The organism is Pseudoalteromonas sp. HF66 (assembly GCF_011806445.1).
GTDB classification, from domain to species: Bacteria; Pseudomonadota; Gammaproteobacteria; order Enterobacterales; family Alteromonadaceae; genus Pseudoalteromonas; species Pseudoalteromonas apostichopi.
Map to the genome: position 1 here is coordinate 230787 of NZ_JAATOU010000003.1, position 24980 is coordinate 255766.

Sequence of the window (24980 nt, forward strand, 5' to 3'; positions counted from 1 at the left end):
AAGCTTTGTGTGCCAGATAAGCGTTTTCATCATAATAGGTGTAATTATCTGCTTTTTCGAAGTAATAGTCTTGGGTAAATCGAAAAAAAACTAATTTTAATGCAATAAGTTTCTGGTTGGGAAGGGAGTAGGCGATAACAAAGCTGTTATCGCTAAAAATTAAACACTCGAACCACGAATAATTAACCGTGGTGGTAAAAGGGTATTCTCTACATCTTCACCCCGAATGAGTTTGAGCAGGTTATCTACCAACATTTGTCCGGCGAGGGTAGTGTCTTGTTGAACAGTGGTAAGTGGTGGGTTTACAAAGCTGGCAACCGCAATGTTATCAAAACCAACAACATGTACATCATCAGGGACCTTGATTTTTGCTTCTTTTAACGCGCGAATAGCACCAATAGCAATCAAGTCGCTGGCCGCAAATAATGAGTTAAAACGAATGTTATTTGCTATGAGGGAACGAGTCGCGTGATAGCCAGATTCTTCTGTTGAAATAGCATTAGCCATCTTACGCTCGTTTAAAGCCACGCCTTTGGCTAAGAATGCATCTTTAAAACCTTGGTAGCGAGCAAAAAACTCAGGGCTATGATCAGAGGCATCACCAATAAATGCACAATCAGTTCTTCCGGTTGCGAGTAAATGCTCAGCAGCTAATTTACCACCGCCGTAGTTATCACAGCTGACGGTTAAATCTGGGCGGTTATCTACGCTTGCCCCCCAACATACAAACTTAGTGTTTTGGTCAATTAAGGTTTTAAACTTAGGTTGATAATCGAGGTAATCACCATAACCAAGCAAAATTAGGCCATCTGCACGGTGGCTGTCTTCGTAATCAGCTTGCCAATCAGAGCTGCTAGACTGAAACGATACGAGTAAATCGTAGCCTTCTTTTGCACAGGCTCTTGTAATACTGCCTAGCATTGCTAAGAAGAAAGGATTTATTTGTGATTCATCCGAGGTTGGATCTTCAAATAATAAAAGTGCCAGGGTGCTACTTTGTTGTGTTCTTAAGTTACTGGCATTTTTATCAACTTTATAGTTGAGCTGCTTTGCTACCTCGTGAACACGTCGACGCGTTTCTTCGTTGACCAAAGGGCTATTTCGCAGCGCGCGAGACACGGTTGACTGTGACACACCCGCATAATGTGCAATGTCAAATGATGTCGCCTTACCTTTCATATGGTTACCAAATAACAGAAGAAGTATTTCCATTTTCGGCTATTTAATATTTTTTTCAAGCTATTTGTGACAAGCGGCGTGTGTGTGACTGTTCTGTACACAGCTAGGCATTTTTTATGCGTATATATATGCTTTTTCGATACTTAATACGCAGGTTTTCTTAATAAATACGTATGCATGCACAAATAATGAAAATTTTTATTGATCCCAATCTGACACCGGTGTCATAATGTCACTGTTTTATCATTTTGTTGTCAAAACGTATTTGGCTGCCCATTCAATTGGGCAGCATTTTTTTAATACAAAAGATAGCTTCCTTGAGGCAATGACCCAAAGTTTAGCAGACACAATGGCTTTGCCATTGAAAACTAGAAAAATAAGCGGCAACTAGCTTAGACAAATAGAGAAAACAACATGAACACACAGACAACGACAGAATTCGCTCCTATTCTTGTTGCCGATATTGGCGGCACTAACGCTCGTTTCGCTTTAATCACTGACTTTAATGCACAAACTAACCAGTTTGTTATCGAGCATAATTTAACATTCCCAAGTGCTGACTTTGGCTCTTTAGAAAGTGCAATTACTCAGTATTTCAGCCAAATTTCATTTCCAAAGCCAAACCGTGCATGTTTAGCGGTAGCGGGCCCGATTAAAGCAGGTCAAGTACATTTAACAAACCTTGGCTGGCACTTTAATGTTGCGGACTTAAAAGTTGAATTCGCATTTGAGCAACTTGAAGTAATCAACGATTTTGCTGCATTTGCTTATGCGGCTCCTTATTTAGATGATTCACAAAATATGGCCGTTAAAGCAGGCCAAGCTGATGAAAATGCTAATATTGCCGTAATGGGACCTGGTACAGGTTTTGGTGCTGCGTGTTTAGTTCGAACATCTCAAGGCAGCGCTGTTCTTAGCTGCGAGGCAGGCCATATTACTCTTGCAGCAGTAACTGAATTAGACCGGTTGCTAATTACTGAACTTAAAAAGCAATTAAATCATGTGTCTGTAGAGACTGTGTTCTCAGGCCCTGGTATAGCGCATTTATATCGTGCTATGGCAGCAGTAAAAGGCGTTGAAGCTAAGAATTTAGATGCAGCACAAATCAGTGAGTTGGCAACTACAGGTCAATGTGAAGTGTGTGATGCAACGCTAAATCAATTTTGTGATTGGATTGGTAGCGTAGCAGGGGATTTAGCCCTGACATTTGGCGCATTAGGTGGCGTATTTATTGGTGGTGGTATTTTACCTCGCATGCAACAACGTCTATTATCTAGTCGATTTGTTGAACGTTTTGCAGACAAAGGCATAATGTCGCAATATACTTCACAGATCCCTGTTACGCTTGTAACACAAGACAACATTCCATTCATTGGTGCTGCTGCGTGTATACATGTTAAAAGTAACGCGTAATTAGCAGTTGGATGTAGAGCGGATGAAGAAAGTAACCATCAACAGTGTCGCCAGCTATGCCGGTGTATCGAAAAAAACAGTATCTCGCGTTCTCAACAACGAGCCAAACGTGAGTGATGCAACGCGCGAAAAAGTACTTAAAGTATTTAAAGAGCTTGATTACACGCCAAACCCAATTGCACGAGGTTTGGCACAAAACCGTAGTTTTATTATTGGTTGCTTATACGATAATCCTAGTAAAAGCTATATTACCCGTGTCCAAACTGGTGCCTTAGCTGCCTGTCATGAGCTTAATTACAACTTATTGATCCATCCTTGTGAGTTACGTGGCGACGAATTAATTAGTAATATTGAGCAGTTGATTCAAACCTCGCGTTTAGACGGTATTGTACTGACCCCTCCATTTTCAGATTTTCCTGAACTTGTAAGCTTTTTAAAATCGAAAAAGATCCCGTATGCTCGCGTCGCATCAGCGGTACTTGAAGACGACTCTATTTCTGTAAGAAGTAATGATGAGCAGGGAGCTTTTGAAATAACTGAGCATCTTATTAAGCTTGGTCATAAAGAAATCGCTTTCATTAAAGGTCACCCTGATCACAGTGCTACAGAGCAACGTTTTAAAGGTTACCGAAGAGCACTTGCTTCAAACGGCATTGAGTTTGATGAGCGCTTAGTTGAAGAAGGTAACTTCAGTTATCACTCAGGTGTTGACAGTGCCCGTACTATTCTAGATTTAAATCCTCGGCCAACGGCGGTATTTGCTTCAAATGATTACATGGCAGCAGCGGTGTTAAAACTTGCTACGCAAATGCAGTTAAGAGTGCCAGATGATATTTCTATCGCTGGATTTGATAACGCTCCAATTGCTCGTCATATCTGGCCAGGGTTAACTACCATTGCTCAACCAGTTGAAGAAATGACTCAGCAAGCAGTCAAGCAATTGATTACTCATATTAGTGACCCACAAGAGTCGCCTTATCAAGTAACCCTTGAAGCAAAACTCATTACTCGTGAGTCGACAGCTGCAATTAAATAAATTTCATCTTGTTTTTTCACAGTAGCCCGAGAATGAGTGACGCGTTCTCGGGCTTTTTTATTTCAGATGGGTAAAATGGATAACAACACTTTAACTCATTGTTTTAAAATAGAACTAACTACAAACTTAGGCTAGAGGGTTCGCCTTTGATAGTAGTACTTCATATGAATTCTGCTCATATTCTACTAAAATAAAGTTGTTCATTATTTGGTCATTTAAAAAAATTAAACTAAATTTAACAGATAAGGTTGACACCGGTGTCACAGTCATGAGTTAATACAGTGACACCGGTGTCAGGTTGGTTGTGAGAGACAGCCTGTCAGCGTACCTTTGAACGGGTAAATCAAAGATGCTCAGTACAATTATTTTCGTGGAGTCTGTAATTGTTACTGAGCCTTTATCCTCTAACTATAGAGATGAGTCGAATTTATATGTTGCATCCTCGTATTCAAGAAGTCACCGAACGCGTTATCGAACGCAGTAAAGAGACCCGCCAAGCTTATTTAGAGCGAATCTCGCACGCAAAAAAACAAACAAGAGTTCGTGCAGGTTTAGGCTGTGGTAATATTGCACATGTTATGGCTGCTTGTAGCAGCGATGACAAAGATCGTTTAAAAGCAGACGAGCAACCAAATCTAGCTATCATCAACGCTTATAACGACATGCTTTCTGCGCATGTCCCTTACAAAGATTACCCAGAAATCATCAAAAACCTTGCGACTAAGTACGATGCAACAGCACAAGTTGCTGGCGGCGTACCAGCAATGTGTGATGGCGTAACACAAGGCCGTGACGGTATGGAGTTATCATTGTTCTCACGTGACGTGATTGCAATGTCTACTGCGGTTTCTTTATCGCATGATGTATTCGACGGTGTTTTCTGTTTAGGTGTTTGTGACAAAATCGTCCCAGGACTTTTAATTGGTGCTTTATCGTTTGGTCATTTACCAACGTATTTTTTACCAGCAGGTCCAATGCAATCGGGTATCCCGAATAAAGAAAAAGCTCGTGTTCGTCAAAAATTTGCACAAGGCTTAGTAAGTCGTGAAGAGCTTCTTGAAGCTGAAAGCGCATCTTATCACAGTGCCGGTACATGTACTTTCTACGGTACGGCAAACTCGAATCAAATGTTAATGGAAATCATGGGTCTACATTTACCAGGTAGCTCTTTCATTAACCCTTACACAGAACTACGTGATGGTTTAACAGGTCATGCTGTAGAAACTATGTTAAAGCAGTTAATCGAAACAAAAGATGCTAACTGCCTTGCAGATGTAGTAAGTGAAAAAACAATTATTAATGGTTTAGTTGGCTTGTTATCAACAGGCGGCTCAACAAACCACGCAATCCACTTAGTGGCTATTGCGAAAGCTGCAGGTGTGATCCTAACGTGGAAAGACATGGCTGACTTATCTGAAGTTGTGCCACTTCTTACGCGTATCTACCCGAACGGCTCAGCTGATGTGAACCACTTCCAAGCAGCTGGCGGTATGGGCTTCTTAATGAAGCAACTACTTAGCAAAGGTTACTTACATAACGATGTGAAAACGATTGTCGGTGATGGCCTAGAAGCTTACACCACGGAGCCAATGTTAGATAAAGATTCATCAGTGATTATGACTAACAGCACAGGCCCAAGCAAAGTTAAATGGGTGTCGTGTCCTGAAAAGTCACACGATGAAGAAGTATTGCGCCCAATTGATAACCCGTTTAGTAAGCAGGGTGGTTTACAGCTTCTTACTGGTAACCTTGGTAAAGCAGTTATTAAAGTATCAGCAGTGGCAGAGTCACACCAAGTTGTTTCTGCACCAGCTAAAGTATTTAGCTCACAAGGTGAGTTACAAGAAGCGTATAGCCGCGGTGAATTAAACACAGACTTTATTGCTGTAATTAAAGAGCAAGGTCCGAAAGCGAAAGGCATGCCTGAACTTCATAAGTTGACGCCAGTAATGGCAACACTGCAAGACCAAGGCTACAAAGTGGCGATTGTCACAGACGGTCGTATGTCGGGTGCATCTGGTAAAGTTCCTGCTGCAATCCACTTAGCACCAGAAGCTGTTGAAGGTGGTGTAATCGCTAAAATTCACGAAGGTGATTTAGTGACGCTTGACGCACCAGCAGGTGTATTGAAAGTACATGTAAGCGATGAAGAATTAGCAAAACGTGAATTACAACTTAGCCAACCAAGCCAAACATACGGCACAGGTCGAGAGTTATTTGCAGGTTTCAGAAATATAGTAAGTAGTGCAGACCTAGGCGCTAGCGCCTTTGGTTTAGAATAATAATACGCCGTTACTGGGCTATGAGGAACAAACAATGAGCATTGAGAAAATTTTATCATCGGCACCTGTGGTACCGGTTGTTGTTATCGAAAAACTTGAAGATGCAGCACCCCTTGCACGTGCGCTTTATAACGGTGGCTTAAAAGCATTAGAAATTACTTTGCGTACGCCAATTGCGGCAGAAGCAGTGAAGCTAATGAAAGAAGCCGTACCAGAAGCATACGTTGGCACAGGTACTGTGGTTGATAAAGCGACATTTAATGCATCAGTTGAAGCCGGTGCTGACTTTATGGTTAGCCCTGGCGTAAACGACGAATTATTAGCACTGGCTAAAGAGTCTGATATTCCATTTTTACCAGGTGCTGCGACACCAAGTGAAGTAATGAAATTAGCAAGCCAAGGCTTTAAGTTTCTAAAGTTCTTCCCTGCAGAAGCAGCGGGTGGCACTGCAATGCTGAAATCAATTGGTGGCCCTTTACCACAAGTAACATTTTGTCCAACAGGCGGCATTAGCCTTGAAACAGCACCTAACTACCTCGCACTTAAAAACGTAATCTGTGTGGGTGGTACGTGGATGTTAGACAAACAACTTATTGAAAACAAAGACTGGCAAGCCATTGAAGCGCTTGCTCGCCAAGCAAGTGAAGTAAAATAATTAACGGGAGATATTAGAATGATTAATGTTGCAATTAATGGCTATGGACGTATCGGTCGTAACGTATTACGTGCCCTTTATGAGTCAGCTCAAAACAACGAAATCAAAATCGTTGCAATTAACGATTTAGCACCAGCAAATGTTAACGCGCATTTAACTCAATTTGACTCAGTTCACGGTCAATTTTCTCAAAAAGTAACACTTGCTGAAAACACCATGCTAATTGGTAATGACGAAATTACCCTTACGCAAGAGCGTGATCCTGCAAACCTTCCTTGGAAAGCTCTAAACGTAGATATCGTTCTAGAATGTACTGGTTTATTCACTTCACGTGAGGCAGCGGCTAAACACATTGAAGCAGGTGCTAAAAAAGTAATCGTTTCTGCTCCTGGTACTGATATGGATGCAACTGTTGTTCATGGTGTTAATAGTGAAGTATTAAACGCTGACAGCAACATTATCTCAAATGCATCGTGTACAACAAACTGTTTAGCGCCGATTGCAAAAGCAATCAACGACACAGTAGGTATCGAGCAAGGTAGCATGACGACAATTCATGCATACACAAACGATCAAAACTTATCTGACGTTTATCACCCAGATTTATATCGTGCACGTAGCGCAACTCAGTCAATGATCCCAACTAAAACAGGTGCTGCTAAAGCAGTTGGCTTAGTACTTCCTGAACTTGCGGGTAAACTAGACGGCATGGCAGTACGTGTACCAACAATCAACGTTTCTTTAGTAGACTTAACGTTCGTTGCTAAGCGTGAAACAACTGCAGCAGAAATCAACGAAGTAGTTAAAGCAGCATCAGAAGGTGCAATGCAAGGTATTCTTGAATACAACGAACTACCGCTTGTTTCTATCGACTTTAACCATAACCCAGCGTCTTCAATCTTCGATTCTACCCAAACTAAAGTAGATGGTAAGCTTGTTAAAGTGATGGCTTGGTACGATAACGAGTGGGGTTTCTCAAACCGCATGTTAGACCAAGTTAAAGCGCTAGGTCAGTTCTTATAATAGAACAGTAAAAGTTTAAGCTTTATCCAACAAAGCCACGTTTATCGTGGCTTTTTTGGTTTTTACTGGAAATTAATTTGGATTCACATTACTTTATTGTGCGTAATTGTTTTCAAGGAAAGATAATGAAAAAAATCTTATTAACTACGTCACTCTTTTTATCGTCGATACTGCCTAGTTATGTATCCGCATCGCAAGAAGCACAGCAACTTGCAGTGTGTTTAACTGATTCACTAAATGGCAAAGAACGAAAGAACCTCGCTAAGTGGATTTATCTAGGTATGTCGACGCACAGTATAATTAAGCCTTTCTCGAACGTGACAGAACAAGATATGGATGAAACTAATCGCTATGTTGGTGCGTTAGTTACGCGTTTATTAACCGAAGACTGTCCAAAGCAAGCAAGGGCGGCGATTGAAGTCGGCGGTCAGGGAGCAATGGAAAACGCATTCGGTATTGTGGGTGAAGTTGCAATGCAAGAGTTAATGGCTGAGCCAAGTGTTGGTAATGCTTTAGGTGCATTTGATAAATACCTTGATCAAGATAAGTTTGATAAAGCATTCCAATAATATTTAAAAGGCTTATTCTTTTATAAGCCTAAATCGTTTCATAAGGATATGGATGTTTAATAAAATTAGACAGTTATTCGCTAATAAGCTGTATAAAACAATCGCGCTGGTTTTAGTAATTCTCATTGCAGGACCTGAGTTAATGATGGGGTATGAGCTTATGGCACTACTTGAGTTTTTAGGTCCATCGACATTTGTGCTTATTCATTTAGCTGGATTAGTGCTCTACCTTGAAAGGCTAAAAAACGCTTTCATGAACTTTGAAAAACATAGTTTATGCTATAGGCCAATGACTTCACACATTATTGAAATGCCTGCGTTGATTATTCATTTCCTACCTGAACGCAGCCTAGTTTTAGGTTTTATTAGCTTAGTATCAATTTGTTGTGTACACATGATAGTGATGGCTTAGCGTATATTTGTTCCTAAATTCTTCTGTGTTATGCTGCAAAAAATTGATAAATGGATTTTTATATCATGACTCGTCTTTATCATCGGTTATTTCGGGCTGAGCAGTTTCAAGTGGGTGAAGGCAATATCAGTGGCTATATTGCCTGCTTCTTAGCGATTTTATCCTGTTTAGGAGTATTAGCTTTTCACTTTCCTGAGTACTTAACGACGCCAGAGCTTCGACAAAACTACAGCGTTGAGTTTTTGCGTCAGCTAATGTTCGTGGCACTAATTATTTCAGGCAGTTTAGGCTTGTTGAACTTTGTTCGTAACACTAACAAACGACTCGGTGCAACAGCTTGGATGCTGATACTTCTTGCTATTGTATTTGGTGGCCCGAATGTTCAAGTGGGCGATTTTAGAGATAATACGCCATACCTAGGGCTTGATTGGTTCATTCTTGATTTACTTGGCTCCACACTGATTTTTATTTTAATTGAGAAGCTGCTACCGCACCGCAAAGAGCAAAAAATTCTCCGCTCTGAGTGGCAAGGTGATTTAAATCATTTCTTTGTAAATCATTTAATTATCGGTTTTGTGCTTCTTGCAACCAATCAGTTTGTGCATCACGCATTTGGCTGGGCTGTATCTGATACTGTGCAAGGCTTTATTATACAAATACCATTTTTACTCCAGCTCTTTTTAATTGTTTTAGTGGCCGATTTAATGCAATACTTTGTGCACAGGGCTTATCACGAAGTACCTCTGCTTTGGCGTTTTCATGCCGTGCATCATAGTGCAAAAGAAATGGATTGGCTCGCAGGCTCACGTCAGCATATTTTAGAAATATTAGTGACGCGTAGCTTAGTACTTACGCCTATTTTTGTACTGGGCTTTCCATCTGAAGTCATTAGCCTTTATGTGATTATTGTTGGCTTTCAGGCTGTGTTTAACCATGCCAATGTTCGCGTAAATTTTGGTTGGTTAAAGTATTTTCTGGTTACTCCTCAGTTTCATCATTGGCACCATTCATCTGATAAAGCGGCCATTGACCGTAACTATGCAGCGCATTTTTCTTTTTTAGATTATCTATTTGGCACCGCTGTAAAAGGTCAAGCAGAGTGGCCCGATAAATATGGTGTGGTTGGCGATTACATGCCCGAAGGAATGTTAAAGCAGCAGCTGTTTCCGTTTAACAGGCAAAAATAAAGCCTCAGTGAGGCTTTGTTTATAGGCAAATTAGTATTAAATCATAATCGCGCAAGCAGCTCAGAAAAGCGAGGTCGTTTTTCTGAGTTGAGTACCAAGCACTCTTGGGCTATGTCGGCAAGCATCTTTGTAATGTCATTTTGTTCAGTCACAACAGTCAGTAAATCATCGATAAAATAACCGAGGGCACGTACTTCAATGCCTTCTAATAGCTGTTGTTGAGTTGGCATTAGCATCGATAAATCGGTTGCGGCACCAAAGTCACCAAACAATAAATCGCCTTGTGAATTGATCATGCTGTTATGGGCATAAATGTCACCATGGCTAACTTGCTTTTTATGCAAATGGGCGAGGGTACTTGTCATTTGTTGAATGATTTTTAGCACCATTTCTGGCGTGTACTGGCAGTTGTCTTCGAATGTGTCACGGGTACAACTTGCAAGTGATGGTGGTAAACCAAGGTTCGTAAACTCTTTATTGATCAGCTCCATTACTAAACCCAGTTGTGACTCTTCATCAACATAGCCCAACGCTTTAATTAGGTTTGGGTGCTCACTTGCTTGTAAACAGCAATTAAGCTCATCGAGTGGGTAGCCATCACTGGTGATCTCGCCTTTAAATAACTTAAGGGCAACAGGTCGTTGATGCCAGTTTGCGAAGTGAATAACCCCAGATGCGCCTTGGCCAATCTGCTTTTTAACATCGATTTCATCCAGTGCTATTTGGCTAAACAGCTCACAATGTAAGCTGGTTGAACGATTTAAATCGTTACCAGAGAAGGCAAGCCAAGCAAGTTTAGGTAAGGCTAAAAGCCAATCTTCAACTTTTGTAAGCTTATTGGCGCTTAAACGTATTAGCTCAAGCTCTTTACAATTAGCCATTGAGGCTGGCAAATGTGTTAGCTGATTGCCGGCCAGTGCCAGCTTTTTAAGCTGACTGTACTCACCAAATGTATCCGGCAAAGCGGGGATTTGATTATCAGTTAAGATCAGCCATTCAATTTTCGTTGGCAAACAGTGTGCTTTAAATTCAGTAATTTGATTACTTTTAAATGCCACCATGATTAAGTTTGGGCATTGTCTTAGCACGTCAGGTATGTGTTTAAACTGATTAAATGATAAAAACAGTCGTTTTAGATTTTTTAATTTGTAAAAATCGTCAGGTAAATCACTTAGCTGGTTATTAGATAAATCAAGGGTTTCTAACGTATCGGCTAGGGTATAAATTTCTTTTGGGAATTCAGTTAGTTCTGCAACAAGCTGAAGCCGTGTACAACCTTGTAGAGAACCGGCTTTTAACTCTTCGAGGGTATTCAATGTTGATTCCTTTGTGCTAAAAGGTAAAAGGCCAACTTGGTTGGCCTTTTTAATTAAAACTGTGCGTTATGGTAAACGTTTTGTACGTCATCACAGTCTTCTAGCATGGCTAAAAAGCGTTCCATGACTTCAACGTCTTCACCTTCAATTGGTGCTTCTACTTGCGGCACAAAGGCAATTAGATCTTCGTGGAAATCAGTAATTCCCATTTCTTCAAGTGCTGTACGGGTGTTGTTATATTCTGTGTGTGGAGCAAATACGGTGATTTTACCGTCTTCAACTTCTACATCTGTTACATCGACATCAGCCATCATCAATGCTTCTAAAACAGCTTCGTCATCATCACCGTCAAAAACAAAAATAGCGAGGTGATCAAATAAGTGTGATACTGAATTTTGCGCACCAATTTTTGCATTTGCTTTAGTAAAACAAACACGTACGTCAGCGAAGGTACGTTTGTTGTTGTCGGTTAAGCAGTCAACAATGATCATACAGTTGCCCGGGCCGTAACCTTCATAGCGAGTTGCTACGTAATCTTCGCCGCCACCACCTTTGGCTTTATCGATTGCACGCTCGATTACATGCGTAGGTACTTGGTCTTTCTTAGCACGCTCAATTAATCGACGAAGTGCTAAGTTGCCATCGGGATCAACACCACCATTCTTAGCGCAGATATAAATTTCTTTTCCGTACTTTGAATAAACTTTGGTTTTTGCACCCGCAGTTTTTGCCATTGAGTCTTTTTTGTTTTGATAAGCTCTGCCCATCTGCGTGTTGCCTTTTTGTTATAGATAAAAATAAAGCCGTTATTCTAATCATTTAACCTAGTAGTTAACAGTGTTTATTCGTCGCTTTGCTGTAACTGCCACATTCGAGCATATTCGCCATTCGCCGCAAGTAGCTGTTGGTGCTGACCTTGTTCAACAACTTGTCCTTGTTTCATAACAATAATTTTGTCTGCGTCGGTTATTGTTGATAAACGATGGGCAATGACTATGCTGGTGTGCTTTTGCGCGACTTCACGCATAGCACTTAAAATAGCTTGCTCTGAATGCGAATCAAGCGCTGATGTTGCCTCATCAAATAATAAAATAGGTGAACCCTTTAAAATGGCTCTGGCAATTGCTATACGTTGCTTTTCGCCGCCCGACACTTTTAAACCGCGCTCACCAACAAGGGTTTTATCGCCTTTATCTAGGCTTGCAATAAACCCATCTAAGTGGGCAAGGCTTATAGCTTTATCAATATCATCTTCGCTTGCCGTTGGATTTCCGTAGGCGATGTTTTCGCGAATGCTGGTGTTAAATAGCACGGTATCTTGCGGTACGATGGCAATAGCTTGGCGCAAACTTTCAAGTGTAACTGTGTTGATTGCTTGCTCATCAATATAAATTTTGCCCGCATCCACATCATAAAAGCGGTAAAGCAGGCGGCTTAAGGTACTTTTACCTGCGCCACTGGCACCGACAATCGCTACTTTACTGCCTGAAGTAACCTCAAAACTTAAATTATTTAAAATAGGCCGTTGTTTGTCGTAACTAAAAGAGACATTCTCAAATCGAATAGCTGCTTTTGTTGTAGTTAATGGTTTTGCATCTTTGTCATCGCTAATAGCGGCTTTTCGATTTAATAAGCCGAGCATGTTTTCAAGATCAGTTAGTGCACGGCGTATTTCACGATACACAAAGCCTAAAAAATTAAGAGGTAGAAATAGCTGGATCATGTAAGCATTGATCATTACAAGCTCACCTATGGTCAGCTCTTTATTGACCACTGAACTGGCACCTAGCCACATTAGTGCTGTAATAGCTGCGGCGATAATAAGTGCTTGCCCTGAATTTAGCGCCAGTAACGATAAACGATTTCTTAGCCTCGCTTGTTCCCACTTAGCTAAAAAGCTGTCGTAGGTGTTTGCTTCATAATGTTCATTGTTGAAGTACTTAACGGTTTCGTAATTTAGTAAGCTGTCGATAGCACGAGTATTTGAGTTGTTATCGGCAGTATTTGCTTCACGTATAAATCGGTTACGCCACTGAGTTACTATTACAGTAAAAGCAATGTAAATAGCGACAGCGATAACAGTGACTAATGCAAACCAAGGTGAAAACAAGGTCGCAAAAATAATGGCGACTGTGATTATTTCAAATAGGGTTGGCACGATGTTAAACATCAAAAAGCGCATTAAAAAGCTGAGGCCATTTGTACCACGCTCTATATCGCGACTAATACCGCCTGTTTGCCTATCAAGGTGAAAGGCTAATTCTAAACTATGTAAGTGTTTAAATACTTTTAAACCAATATGGCGCATAGCGTGCTCAGTAACACGGCCAAACAATGCATCGCGAACTTCACCAAAAAACACACTGGCAAAGCGCAGCAAACCATAGCCGATGAGCAGGGCAATAGGAACGCTTAATATCGGGTTGATACTAGAATCTACTGCGTCGATTATTTCTTTTAGTGCCCAAGGCATCAGCAATGTGGCCCCCTTGGCTGCAATAAGAGCTAGTACAGCCAAAATAACTCGGCCTTTAAAGGTCATTAAATAGGGCCAGAGTGTTTTGATGCTTTGTGATAGGTTCATTGCATCAGGCGATCTCGTCACCTGTTCTTTGCGGCTCATTCCACGCATGGGGGTCTCTTAAATCAATTTGATAAAAATAGGCAAAAGCTTTCGTGTTTTAGGCAAGTGTAATTTGCAAATTTACCTCTATACTGAGTGCAGTATACACCAGCGCATTAGCAAATTTGTTAATTGCATGAGTTAAACACGAAGAAAATTAAGGAGTAAGCATGAAAACCATCGGTTATGCAGCACATGATTCAGAAAAACCATTAGAGCCGTATCATTTTGAACGCCGTGCACTTCGTGAAGAAGATGTATCAATTGAAATTCTTTATTGTGGCGTGTGTCATTCAGACTTACACACAGCAAAAAACGATTGGGGCTGGACTCAGTACCCAGTAGTACCGGGTCATGAAATTGTTGGCCGCGTTCTTGAAGTGGGTAGTGGTGTTACTAAATACAAAGTGGGCGATAATGTCGCTGTTGGTTGTATGGTAGATAGCTGTTTGAGCTGTGACCAGTGTCATCATGGTGAAGAGCAGTTTTGTCGCGAAGGAATGGTGGGTACATACTCAGGGCAAGATCGTATCAGTGGCGAACTTACTCAAGGTGGGTATTCAAAACACATTGTGGTTCGTGAAGAGTTCGTACTCAATGTACCTAAAGGCTTAGACCTAGCGAAATGTGCGCCAATTCTATGTGCAGGTATCACAACTTATTCACCACTACGCACGTGGAATGTTGGCCCAGGCAGCCGTGTTGCGGTAATTGGTCTAGGTGGTTTGGGTCACATGGCAATTAAAATCGCAGCTGCAATGGGTGCACATGTTACGGCAATTAGCCGCAGTGATAAGAAAAAACAACAGGTTTTAGATTATGGTGCGAAAGACTTATTAGTCTCAAGTGATGAACAAGTGATGCAAGCACATGCTAATCAATTCGATCTAATTATTAATACTATACCCGTTAAACATGACTTTACACCTTATATGCCACTACTTGATATAGATGGTACCCAAGTGCTAGTTGGCCAAGTTGGTGAACTTGCAGAATCAAACTCTGTTCCACTTCTGCTTGGACGTCGCCGTGTTGCTGGCTCATTGATAGGTGGTATAGCACAAACCCAAGAGATCCTCGATTTCTGTGCGTTACATAATATTCTGCCAGAAGTTGAAATGATCAAAATGGAACAAATTAATGACGCTTTCGATAAATTAAAGCAAGGTGATATGGCCTCACGCTTTGTTATCGACATGTCATCATTAGAAGTTTAACTTGTTTAACAAAGTTAAATTAATAAGCGGGTCGAGTTAGGCTCGCTTTATTTTAGTTACTTTTATTTAAGTAATAACTTGTGTTTTATTTTTTTACCCTCATTATAGCTGTGTTATCCACTTAATTTATTGGTCAGTTCTTGTTACGGTTTTTCTCAGTCATTATCTTGCTATTTACTGTGTTCTTTAGTGCACAGAGCATGGCTATGCCTGACACTCACTCACACTATGCTGCCACTAAATTGTTCCAAGTCGAGCTGACTAAAACCCCAGTTATTTCTCAAACTCATACAGCTAAGCATCCTAAACCGGTAGAACCATCGGGGTTTGATACCCTTGTGCCGCGTTTAACTGCCAGTAATTCATCATTGTTTCTTTACCATAGTCAGGTTGACCCTGATTACGAGCTATTAATTGAATTCTTTGCTGAAGATTGGGGAAAAGAGCACTTTTTAGCGCCACCAAGTGCTGTACGCATGATCCCATGGTTTGCGTTAGCCACGCAACGTAAATCCCGCATTAGTGGCTGGAAAGACGCTAATCTCTTGTACAAAGCGAATACGACCTACCATAGCTAAACGACTTCCTTCGTTACTTTTTTATTTTTGGAATTAATTTTTTACCGGCTGAAAATGCTGGAAGGAAGTCATGTATGTCACATAAATCAAAGCCGGCGCTATGGCGTCGTCTAAAAATGAGTTATGTCGCTATGATAGCGGCGTGTATTTTATTAGCGGTTAGCGCACTACCTAATCTTTACCCTAACAAATCTTGGTTGCACATTAGCTTGCCAGATCAAACTGTGACGCTGCAAAGTGTGACAACTTCACTAAATCAACATGGTTTTGAAGTGTCTGAAGCTAATGATAGCCAAGCACAACTGGCTATTTTATTAGCTGAGCCTACTCAAAGTGCCAATGCACTGAGTTTTATAAAAACTCAATACCCACAGCTGGAAGCTAAAATTGTTGAGCATGCGACAAGCCCACAATGGCTTCAGCAGCTTGGTCTTTCACCGATTAAGTTAGGACTTGACTTAAATGGTGGGGTGCTATTTGTGCTTGATGTTGACCTAGATAAAGCAATGCAAGAGCACTTAAACAGTGTGTATCAACAAACTAAATTGACGCTTCGAAAAGACAAAATTCGTGGTATTAGAGCCAGTGAAGTTAAAGAAGGGGTTGAGCTGCAAATTTTACCAAGCGGTGAAGGGCAACTCCCAGGACTCATCTCAACCTTACAAGGTCAATTCAAAGGCCTGATGCAAACTAAATCAACGAGTAATAACCTAACCACAGTATTACTGCATTTTAATGAGCAAAGCCAAAGCGAATTCAATAAACAAGTCATGGCACAAAGCTTAACAACCCTGCGAGGACGTATTGAAGAGCTTGGCATCACAGAAGCGGTGACGCAAAGGCAAGGTAAACAACGAATTCGAATCGAGTTACCAGGGGTACAAGATCCATCAGAAGCTAAACGCATTATTGGTGCAACAGCGACCCTAGATTTTTATCAGGTCGTCGAAGTGGGTGGTAAAGCGTTTAATGTGCAAGGTGGTGGTGTTGTTAATTTAAATCCTGTGGCGATTTTTTCAGGTGATCACATCAATAATGCCAGTGTTGGTAAAGATGAATGGGGCAAGCCTTTAGTCCAGCTTAGCTTAGACTCTCAAGGTGGCGATGCGATGTCTGCTTTTTCAAAGCACAATATAGGTAAGCCAATGGCCACGGTTTATTCTGAATACTCCCGGAATGCAAATGGCGACGTTGTGAAAAAAAGCGAAGTGATCAATGTGGCAAACATTGCACAGCATTTAAGTTCTCGTTTTAGTATTACGAATATGAAAAGCCCACAAGCAGCTTACGATTTAGCGCTTTTACTTCGTGCTGGGTCGCTAACTGCACCAGTGACAATCGTTCAAGAACAAACCATAGGTCCAAGCTTAGGTAGTGAAAACATTGAACACGGATTAGCTGCTTTAATGCTTGGTATCGGTATTACCCTTGCATTTATGGCGCTTTGGTATCGTCGTTTAGGCCTGATTGCCAACATTGCGTTGTTACTTAATTTAACCGCTTTAGTCGGCTTAATGTCGTTATTACCTGGCGTGGTGTTGACATTACCGGGCATCGCAGGGCTTGTATTAACAATAGGCATGGCAGTTGATACTAATGTAATTATCTTTGAGCGAATAAAAGAGGAAAAACGTAAAGGTCGACCTACCTATCAAGCAATAGAGCAAGGCTATAACCAAGCATTTACGACCATTTTTGATGCCAATGTGACCACCATGATCACAGCTATCATTCTATACGCCATTGGTTATGGACCGGTGAAAGGTTTTGCAATTACATTAGCGCTCGGACTATTAACCAGCGTATTCACCGGTGTTTACATTTCAAAAGCGCTTAGCCAAACACTCTACATTAAACTGACAAATTTATCGGGGGCTAAAGCATGAGTTGGTCAACATTAACTGCAGCGAGTAAATCGCGCGTTTTAGGGTTATTGCTAAGCTGTGTTTTAGTCATCGCGAGCTTAGGTGTTTTATCTGTCAAAGGGCTAAACTTTGGCCTTGATTTTACAGGTGGCTACATCACTGAGATAAACACAACGTCAGTAACAACTATTGCTGATTTAAAGGCAAAGTTAAGTCCTGAAATTGCAAACAAATTAACCATAACTAAAGCGGGTGAATACCACTTTGTTTTAAGAGAAGCGCCAGAGCTTAGTGAAGCCAGCAATTGGCAATCAGAGCTGAATGAGCAAGGTGTAGAATTTACCGTGCTTTCAAGTTCTTTTTTAGGTTCACAAGTCGGTGATGAGCTTTTTGAGCAAGGCTGTTTAGCATTATTTGCAGCACTGATTGCCATTATGGTTTATTTAGCTGTACGTTTTGAATGGCGACTCGCGGTAGGCTCAGTGGTTGCACTGTTACATGATTTAATCTTAGTGCTTGGCTTGTTTTCCTTGTTAGGGCTTGAGTTTAATTTAACCGTGCTGGCGAGTTTACTGGCTATTATTGGCTATTCATTAAATGACTCAATTATTGTTGGCGACAGAGTTAGAGAGCTTTTACGTATTCAGCCAGACAATCAACGCATTAATACCCATGTTGTGATTAATGATGCAATTGGCTCTACGTTAACGCGTACATTGATCACCTCAGGCACAACACTTGCGACCATTGCTTGTATTTGGCTGCTTGCTGGCGCTGCATTAACGGGTTTTGCTATCGCGTTATTTGCAGGCATTGTGGTGGGCACCTTCTCATCGATTTGTATCGCCGCCACCTTACCGCAATTATTAGGGTTAAGTTCAGAAAATTACACCCAAACACTGGATGATAAAACCAAAGCCTATATGGATATGCCATAAGTCAGTTTTATAACTTACTTTCATCAGCCGCTATTTTTCCATAGAATAGCGGCTTTTCTGTTTTAACTGCTTTGATATGAATAAAACACACGTAATTGAACATTTACGCTTTGCGCTAGAGGCACAACTGCAAAACGCCAAAGCAGCGGCAAAAGCGGCTCATGATGCAGCAACCCACGAAGAAAGTGTTGCTGAAACTCAATACGATACCTTGGGTTTAGAAGCCGCTTATTTAGCGCAAGGGCAAGCTGAACGAGTTAATGAGTGCTACCGTGAAATACAAGCATTCAATACAGTGTTTAAAGAAAGCGAATTTAATAAGGTTCGTGAAGGTGCATTAGTGTGTCTTGTCGATGAACAAGATAACTCAAAGTGGTTTTTTATGGGCCCAAGTGCAGGTGGCTTAGTAGTCACCGTAAAAGAACAGCCTATATATGTTGTAACCCGTGAAGCGCCGTTAGGTAAACAGCTGATTGGCAAGCAAATTGATGACGAAGTAACACTGACAATTGCAGGTAACGCACAGTTTTATAGCATTACAGAAATAGTCTGATCAAGAAAATTTATTAATCAGTAAATTTCATCTTCAAGTAAAAAATAACTCGTTGGTCACAAAGTAAAAAAACCTCTATAAATCACATCAAGCTTAATGCTTATAAGCACCCATCTAGTTAAGTGAAGTTTAGCCTCATGCGTTCACTTAATCGGCTGGGTGTTTTCATTTTTTTCATAAGACTTAATTTAGGAAAAGTCGTGTTTAAAACCTTGATTGTGGTTGATAACAATGAGCAACGTATTGCTCAAAATTTCGAAAATGTCATTACCTTTGACACCTACTTACGTGATTACCCAAAACATAATGAGCCAAAAACGCGTATTTTAAACTTGTGTGATACAGGGCAGTATTTAAGTAAAGGCTATTATTGCTCTTTGCTTGCTGAAGCAAGAAAGCATCAGGTATTACCGAGTGTAAAAACAATTAATGCACTACGTAGCGATGAGCATAGCACGCGTCATAAAGAGCTTGCTGGTTGTACTGTATTTTTTGGTCACACAGATCAAGAGCAGCAAAGCAAAGCAACTAAAGCATTATTCTCGCAATATCCTGCGCCTATTTTGGTGTGTGATGAACAAGGTGTTGTGAAGCAAGGTGCGATTGCATCATTAGATGACACGGGCTTTACAGAGTTTGTAAAGCAACTCAATAGCTTTACGATGTCAGTATGGCGCATTCACGATAAAAAACGTCGTTACCGTTGGGATATGGCCATATTGGTTGATCACCAAGAAAAAGTGCCGCCAAGTGATAAAGATGCCATTGCTAAATTTATTAAAGCAGCCGCTAAACATGGTATTTATGCTCAAGCACTTACATTTGATGAAATTACCAATATTGCACAATTTGATGCGTTGTTTATTCGTCAAACAACGGCCATCGACCATCCAACCTATCGTTTAGCGAGTAAAGCACAAAGCTTAGGATTAGTGGTGATTGATGATGCAGAGTCGATACTGCGCTGCTGTAATAAAGTGTATTTGCACGATGCTTTTAATTATCAAAAAGTGCCGAGTTTAAAAACTCACGTTGTGGCTGATACAAGTGAAGAGACAATTGAAAGTTTAGAAGCAAACTTCAGCTACCCACTAGTATTAAAAATGCCAGAAGGCTCTTTCTCAAAAGGCGTATTTAAAGTTGCTAATCGTGATGAGTTAGTTGCTAAATTAACAGAGCTGTTTGAGTTCAGTGCACTTGTGCTTGCACAAGAGTACATGTACACCGAATACGACTGGCGTGTCGGGGTGTTAAATGGCCGTGCAATTTATGCGTGTCGTTATTTAATGGCGCGTAATCACTGGCAAATTTATAACCATGATGCAAAACGTTTCTTTTCTGGTGGCTTTGAAACCTTGCCAACATTTGAATTACCTAAAGTGGTACTCGATGCGGCGTTAAAAGCCTGCAAAACGGTAGGTAAAGGTTTGTATGGTGTTGACGTTAAAGAACATCAAGGTAAAGCATACGTGTTAGAAGTGAATGACAACCCAAGTATCGACCATAAAGTCGAAGATGCCTATTTAGGTGACGAGCTTTATATGATCATTATGGATGAGTTTAAACAACGCTTAGAAGCACGAGGCCGTGGTTAATGAACGCCTCTGTTTGTCAAATCCGTTTTGCTCAGGCAACGGATTTGGCGGCCCTTGTTGCCATTGAAGAACAAAGCTTTAGTCAAGATAGATTAAGTAGTCGTAGTTTAAAACGTTGGATCAGCGCAACGCATGGCTTACTGATGGTGGCCGAGATCGAGAACCAACTAGTTGGTTATGGTTTGGTTTGGTGTCACAAGGGGACGCGTCTTGCTCGGCTATATTCACTGGCGGTTTTGCAATCTCAGCAAGGCAAAGGCATTGCTTCAAAGTTACTGCTTGCGCTTGAAAACGAAACAGCTAAACGCGGCCGTTTATATATGCGTCTAGAAGTTGCGGTAAACAACCTATCGGCAATTTGCTTATATGAAAAACTGGGTTACCAGGTGTTTGGTCATTACAGTGATTATTATGATGACCATAGTGATGCCCATCGAATGCAAAAAAACATTCGACGTAATATCGAGTTTAATGCCGATAAATACACGCCTTGGTACCAGCAAACAACCGAGTTTACCTGTGGTCCTGCGGCGTTATTAATGGCAATGTCATCATTGAATGATACCGCAATGAGCCAACTGAAAGAGTTGGATATATGGCGTGAAGCCACGACTATTTTTATGACATCAGGGCATGGCGGTTGTCACCCTCTAGGGTTAGCACTTGCGGCAATGAAACGAGGTTTTAAAGCTGATGTAGTTTTAAATACTCGTGAAACTTTGTTTATTGATGGTGTAAGAAGCGAAAAGAAAAAAGCCATCTTGCATACGGTTCATAATCAATTTGTGGCAGAAGCGATAGCTGCAAAGTTGCCAGTACGCTATCAAGAGTTAACCTTGGTTGCTATTGAGGATTGGCTTGCGGAGGGTAAAGCGGTGGTGTTATTGATCAGTACCTATCGATTTGATGGTAAAAAGGCACCGCATTGGGTGTGTGTAACGCATATTGATGAGCATTGCTTGTACGTGCATGACCCGTTTTGTGAAAACGAAAAACAATTGGCGATTGATTGTCAGCATGTCCCAATAACCAAAGCCGATTTTAACAAAATGGCTAGTTTTGGTTCATCAAGACTCAGCACTGCGATGGCCTTTTATTTATAATTTTAATTGTTAGTTTGATTTGGAAGTACAGTGACTCTGAGTAGTTTATTTGATATTGCCCCTTATTCTTGGTCAGCAATTGGTAGCGCCGCATTTTGCGGCGCAATTATTGGTATGGAGCGTCAATTACGCGGTAAGCCTGTTGGTATTCGTACCTCCGCATTGATTGTGTTAGGTACTTATTTATTTCTTGCTACTGCATTTATGTTACATGGCGATGTGATAGACCATTCACGTGTTGTAGGCCAAATTATTACCGGTATCGGCTTTTTAGGTGCGGGTGTGATGCTTGCAAAAGATGGTGCGGTTGTTGGAGTAACTTCCGCAGCAACTATCTGGGTATTAGCCTCTATAGGTGTTGTGATTGCCACTGATAACTTGTTAGCTGCAATTAAACTTTCAGTATTAGTGGTCGTTATTTTATATGGCGTAGATGTACTTGAAGCTAAATTTAAGAGCTTAGGTCGCGGTGTGCATGTTCGTGTAAAACGCTATTCAAAGTTGTATTATCGAAAAGAAAAGTGAAGTTAGATAATAGAAGTTAGATTAGAGTGATTCATGGAGCCTTGTTACACAATAAAGCCGTCCTGTTTAGAAGATTTGTTACTTGTTGATAGTCAAATTCCTGAGTTTGATGGCCGAAATAGCCTCAGTAAATTACAAGCACGGTGTGCAGATGTTGAGCATCTAGCTTTAGTTGCTTATATCGAAAATGAGCCTGTGGCCTACAAACTGGGTTATGAGCTAGATTCAAACACCTTTTATAGCTGGCTTGGTGCAGTTGCGCCAAAATGTAGAGGGCAGGGCATAGCTCAATCATTATTAAACGTGCAAGAAGCTTGGGTTAAGACCAATAATTACCGAGTTATAATGGTTAAGTCTATGAACCGTTTTCCTGCAATGCTGAATATGCTTATCAAAAATGGTTATGCAATAGTGGGTTATGAGGACAGAGGTAGCCCACAAACTAGCAAGATTATGTTTACAAAAGACATTTAAACCAACTTACTTCGGTAAACTAATTAAAAAGTGAGCGCCGTTGTTACTTTCTTGAACACAGATTTCACCTTGTAGTTGTTGAGTAACTATTTTCTTCGCAATGCTGAGGCCAAGCCCAATACCTGATTGGTTGTTTTTCCCTTTATAAAATGGGGTGAAAATGGAGTTTTGTTCACTTATGCTGATACCGGTGCCATTATCGGAGTAGTGAATTTTTAATACCTCATCAAAATCATAAATATCAATTTCTATAGCAGGGTTTTCGATGTTGTTGAACGCATGCTCAATTGAGTTTTGCTGCAAAATAAAAAGTACTTGTTTTAGCAAGTCTATTTCAACTTCGAATTGGCTATGAGGGTTTTGATAATTAATATCTAATTTGATACCACGATGTTTTATTTGCTCTTCTAAATGCTTATACAATGACTCCGAAAGCTGAGTTAACGTCATGATTGTTTTAGTTGATTGTGATTTTGTATAGAGCAAATCCTGTAAAATTCTTATCTTATAGGCGCAAGTAGTTAAATTGCGACTTACTAGTTCATGAGTTTCGAACAAAGTGTTTAGTGTATTTTGCAGTGTTTGCTGACTCAAGCATTTCTGTGTAAGCCTATTTTGAGTTTCTGTCACTGTTTGTTGAGTGAAATCAACGGCTGTTATGCAGTTACCTAAAGGAGTATTGACCTCATGGGCAATGCCACGAATTAAAGTGGCAAGTTCAGTAAATTGGTTTTGTTCAAGCGATTGTTTCTGTTGGTAAAGTAATTTTAGTTGGGTCTCAAAGCTTTGTTTTATTGTTTCGAGTAGTTTTATCACTGGCTCGTTGTATTCATGGGGCTTGCTATCAAGGATACATATTGTACCAAATGGCGTTGTATCGCCAGCAGAAATGGGCAAACCTAAGTAGGAAACCATATTGAGCTTGATATCAGGGTTTTCTTTCCAATCATCATCAATAAGTGCATTAGGTATATTCAGCAGTTTCTGGTTTTTTACAACATGCTCGCAATAAAGGCCTGAATTTTTAAACTTTTCACTGTCGCCTATTTCGTATGGGTTTAATTGGTTTGCATTTTTAGAAAATACACTAATAATATTATTTTCGACCTTCATTACTAAAGCGACGGGCACATCGGCAAACAGTGCTAATACTTCAAGGGTTTTATTCCAACTCTCAACTAATTCATCATAATCAGGCTGATACATTATTTATACTCAATTAAATACAAATACTACTAAGTGATAGCTTAGTAACAAATTCTAATTGAGCAACATAAATGCTCCATATCAGATTTTATTGTTCTTCAATCAGTAATTTCTTATTAATTAACCAAACAGTTTACGCCTAACTACTGTGCGATATTCACTTGGTGTTTGTGAAAGCACTTTCTTAAATACCCTTGTTAAATGACCTTGGTCGTTATATCCGACTTCTAGTGCTACCTCTTGAATAGATAAATTTGATGAGGCTAATAACTCTTTTGCCGTTTGAACACGCAGCTGTTGCCAATATTCAACGGGTGTTTGGCTGGTGGCTTGACGAAAGCGGCGTGTAAAGGTGCGGTAGCTTAAACTAAATTGCGCCGCAATTTCTTGCAGGGTCAGTTCGGAGGTTAAATTGTTTTTCAGCCAAAATTGAATTTGCGCAATAAGTTCATCAGGGTGCTTATCAACCGCACCTTCTAGATAACGTTGATCTTCATAGGGCTTACGAATCTCATGAGAGAAATTACGTTCAACATGTTGCGCTGCTGCTCGACCATAATATTGGCTAATAATATGGACTATAACGTCTGCAAGGGCATTTAAACTGGCAACTGTATACATACGCTCAGATTGAGTAATAAAAAAGTCAGGTTTAAGCTGCACTTTAGGGTAGTCACGTTTAAATTGCTCTGCGTAATGCCAGTGGGTGGTAGCAGGGTGACCATCAAGTAATCCAGCCTCAGCAACTAAACAGTTGCCAGTACCTACACCAATGATATGACTGCCTTGCCGCCAAGAATCGCCAAGCCAGTCAACCAAGCTTTGCTGTTTGCTTACTACAGGTCGCGGGTTGCGCCAAATACCAGGGACAATAATTAACTCACTAGCTGGCGCTGAAGCAGTTTCGCAATCGGGCATTATTGCTAGCCCCGTGCGGTTGGGGATCGCTTTTATGCTAGTTGCTACTAAGTTGATGTTGAGAGGTTTAAATTCGTTATGCTGATGATGGCTTTTGGCAAAGGCCTCGCCGGCTCTAAGCATTTCTATAGGTAAGGTTAAACTAGTTATTAGTAAGTGTGGATAAACCAAAATACTAATTTCTATGGCTTTTTGATGTTGAAGTTTCGTCACTGAAATTGCTCCGACCAGTTGTTTTTGGCCTTTTATGCAGGTTATTTGGCTATTTAAGCACAAAGTGTATTAGTTAATCCATTTAAACTTGGTTTAATTC

At 40.6% G+C, this 24980-nt stretch carries 23 protein-coding genes; 17 read left to right on the forward strand and 6 right to left on the reverse strand.

The genetic code is table 11. From position 1 onward, the window contains the following. Positions 1–159: 159 nt before the first annotated feature. Positions 160–1179: a LacI family DNA-binding transcriptional regulator gene (locus tag HCZ11_RS05310; protein ID WP_130052281.1), complete on the reverse strand. Its 1020-nt coding sequence runs from the start codon at positions 1177–1179 to the stop codon at positions 160–162. 414 nt (positions 1180–1593) lie between these two features. Here HCZ11_RS05310 and glk point away from each other — a divergent pair, with 414 nt between their 5' ends. The 8 genes from glk (at position 1594) to HCZ11_RS05350 (ending at position 9756) form a co-directional block, all read left to right on the forward strand. After that, positions 1594–2592, forward strand: coding sequence for a glucokinase (glk, locus tag HCZ11_RS05315; RefSeq protein ID WP_167657850.1), 999 nt, complete (start codon positions 1594–1596; stop codon positions 2590–2592). A gap of 22 nt (positions 2593–2614) precedes the next feature. After that, entirely contained in the window at positions 2615–3628 is a 1014-nt protein-coding gene (locus HCZ11_RS05320; protein WP_130051349.1) for a LacI family DNA-binding transcriptional regulator, read from the forward strand. 431 nt (positions 3629–4059) lie between these two features. After that, positions 4060–5910 (forward strand): phosphogluconate dehydratase, encoded by a 1851-nt coding sequence (edd, locus tag HCZ11_RS05325; protein WP_130052282.1) that lies wholly within the window; start codon positions 4060–4062, stop codon positions 5908–5910. A gap of 34 nt (positions 5911–5944) precedes the next feature. Beyond that, complete coding sequence (gene eda / locus HCZ11_RS05330) at positions 5945–6565, forward strand: bifunctional 4-hydroxy-2-oxoglutarate aldolase/2-dehydro-3-deoxy-phosphogluconate aldolase (protein ID WP_130051350.1); 621 nt, start codon at positions 5945–5947, stop codon at positions 6563–6565. An 18-nt stretch (positions 6566–6583) separates the two neighbouring features. Beyond that, a complete protein-coding gene (gene gap, locus HCZ11_RS05335; RefSeq protein WP_063705673.1) occupies positions 6584–7588 on the forward strand; it encodes a type I glyceraldehyde-3-phosphate dehydrogenase in 1005 nt (334 codons plus the stop codon). A gap of 125 nt (positions 7589–7713) precedes the next feature. Beyond that, positions 7714–8157 carry a hypothetical protein gene (locus tag HCZ11_RS05340; RefSeq protein ID WP_130051351.1) on the forward strand — a complete coding sequence of 148 codons (444 nt, stop codon included), beginning with the start codon at positions 7714–7716 and terminating at the stop codon, positions 8155–8157. A gap of 52 nt (positions 8158–8209) precedes the next feature. Continuing rightward, a complete protein-coding gene (locus HCZ11_RS05345) occupies positions 8210–8569 on the forward strand; it encodes a hypothetical protein (protein WP_167657851.1) in 360 nt (119 codons plus the stop codon). Between the two features lie 65 nt (positions 8570–8634). Beyond that, on the forward strand, positions 8635–9756 hold the full coding sequence (locus HCZ11_RS05350; RefSeq protein WP_167657852.1) for a sterol desaturase family protein: 1122 nt from the start codon (positions 8635–8637) through the stop codon (positions 9754–9756). 41 nt (positions 9757–9797) lie between these two features. Here the strand turns inward: HCZ11_RS05350 and HCZ11_RS05355 are convergent, their stop codons facing one another. The 3 genes from HCZ11_RS05355 to HCZ11_RS05365 form a co-directional block, all read right to left on the reverse strand. Beyond that, positions 9798–11072, reverse strand: a complete 1275-nt coding sequence (locus HCZ11_RS05355) for a protein kinase (RefSeq protein WP_167657853.1) — start codon at positions 11070–11072, stop codon at positions 9798–9800. A 53-nt stretch (positions 11073–11125) separates the two neighbouring features. After that, on the reverse strand, positions 11126–11839 hold the full coding sequence (locus HCZ11_RS05360) for a YebC/PmpR family DNA-binding transcriptional regulator (RefSeq protein WP_105180428.1): 714 nt from the start codon (positions 11837–11839) through the stop codon (positions 11126–11128). A gap of 74 nt (positions 11840–11913) precedes the next feature. After that, a complete protein-coding gene (locus HCZ11_RS05365; RefSeq protein WP_254869072.1) occupies positions 11914–13695 on the reverse strand; it encodes an ABC transporter ATP-binding protein/permease in 1782 nt (593 codons plus the stop codon). 170 nt (positions 13696–13865) lie between these two features. On the opposite strand from HCZ11_RS05365, the gene HCZ11_RS05370 reads away from it, so the two are divergent. From HCZ11_RS05370 to HCZ11_RS05410, 9 genes are all read left to right on the forward strand, one after another. Next, positions 13866–14912 carry an NAD(P)-dependent alcohol dehydrogenase gene (locus HCZ11_RS05370; protein ID WP_167657854.1) on the forward strand — a complete coding sequence of 349 codons (1047 nt, stop codon included), beginning with the start codon at positions 13866–13868 and terminating at the stop codon, positions 14910–14912. Between the two features lie 206 nt (positions 14913–15118). After that, entirely contained in the window at positions 15119–15490 is a 372-nt protein-coding gene (locus HCZ11_RS05375) for a hypothetical protein (RefSeq protein WP_130051356.1), read from the forward strand. A 74-nt stretch (positions 15491–15564) separates the two neighbouring features. Next, the gene (gene secD / locus HCZ11_RS05380; protein WP_167657855.1) at positions 15565–17376 is read left to right on the forward strand and encodes a protein translocase subunit SecD; all 1812 of its coding nucleotides are present in this window, start codon (positions 15565–15567) and stop codon (positions 17374–17376) included. After that, positions 17373–18293, forward strand: a complete 921-nt coding sequence (secF, locus tag HCZ11_RS05385) for a protein translocase subunit SecF (protein ID WP_130051358.1) — start codon at positions 17373–17375, stop codon at positions 18291–18293. Before secD ends, secF begins: the two co-directional genes overlap by 4 nt. Positions 18294–18369: 76 nt before the next feature. After that, a complete protein-coding gene (locus tag HCZ11_RS05390) occupies positions 18370–18846 on the forward strand; it encodes a GreA/GreB family elongation factor (protein ID WP_167657856.1) in 477 nt (158 codons plus the stop codon). Positions 18847–19046: 200 nt separating this feature from the next. Further along, complete coding sequence (locus HCZ11_RS05395) at positions 19047–20441, forward strand: RimK family protein (protein WP_130051360.1); 1395 nt, start codon at positions 19047–19049, stop codon at positions 20439–20441. Beyond that, on the forward strand, positions 20441–21544 hold the full coding sequence (locus tag HCZ11_RS05400; protein WP_167657857.1) for a GNAT family N-acetyltransferase/peptidase C39 family protein: 1104 nt from the start codon (positions 20441–20443) through the stop codon (positions 21542–21544). Before HCZ11_RS05395 ends, HCZ11_RS05400 begins: the two co-directional genes overlap by 1 nt. A gap of 30 nt (positions 21545–21574) precedes the next feature. Beyond that, positions 21575–22069: an MgtC/SapB family protein gene (locus HCZ11_RS05405; protein ID WP_130051362.1), complete on the forward strand. Its 495-nt coding sequence runs from the start codon at positions 21575–21577 to the stop codon at positions 22067–22069. A 33-nt stretch (positions 22070–22102) separates the two neighbouring features. After that, on the forward strand, positions 22103–22543 hold the full coding sequence (locus tag HCZ11_RS05410; RefSeq protein WP_167657858.1) for a GNAT family N-acetyltransferase: 441 nt from the start codon (positions 22103–22105) through the stop codon (positions 22541–22543). A gap of 6 nt (positions 22544–22549) precedes the next feature. Here HCZ11_RS05410 and HCZ11_RS05415 read toward each other — a convergent pair whose 3' ends face one another. Together HCZ11_RS05415 and HCZ11_RS05420 are read right to left on the reverse strand one after the other, a co-directional pair. Beyond that, positions 22550–23749 (reverse strand): GAF domain-containing sensor histidine kinase, encoded by a 1200-nt coding sequence (locus tag HCZ11_RS05415; RefSeq protein WP_167657859.1) that lies wholly within the window; start codon positions 23747–23749, stop codon positions 22550–22552. A gap of 120 nt (positions 23750–23869) precedes the next feature. Further along, the gene (locus HCZ11_RS05420) at positions 23870–24880 is read right to left on the reverse strand and encodes a GlxA family transcriptional regulator (RefSeq protein ID WP_130051366.1); all 1011 of its coding nucleotides are present in this window, start codon (positions 24878–24880) and stop codon (positions 23870–23872) included. Positions 24881–24980 lie beyond the last annotated feature (100 nt).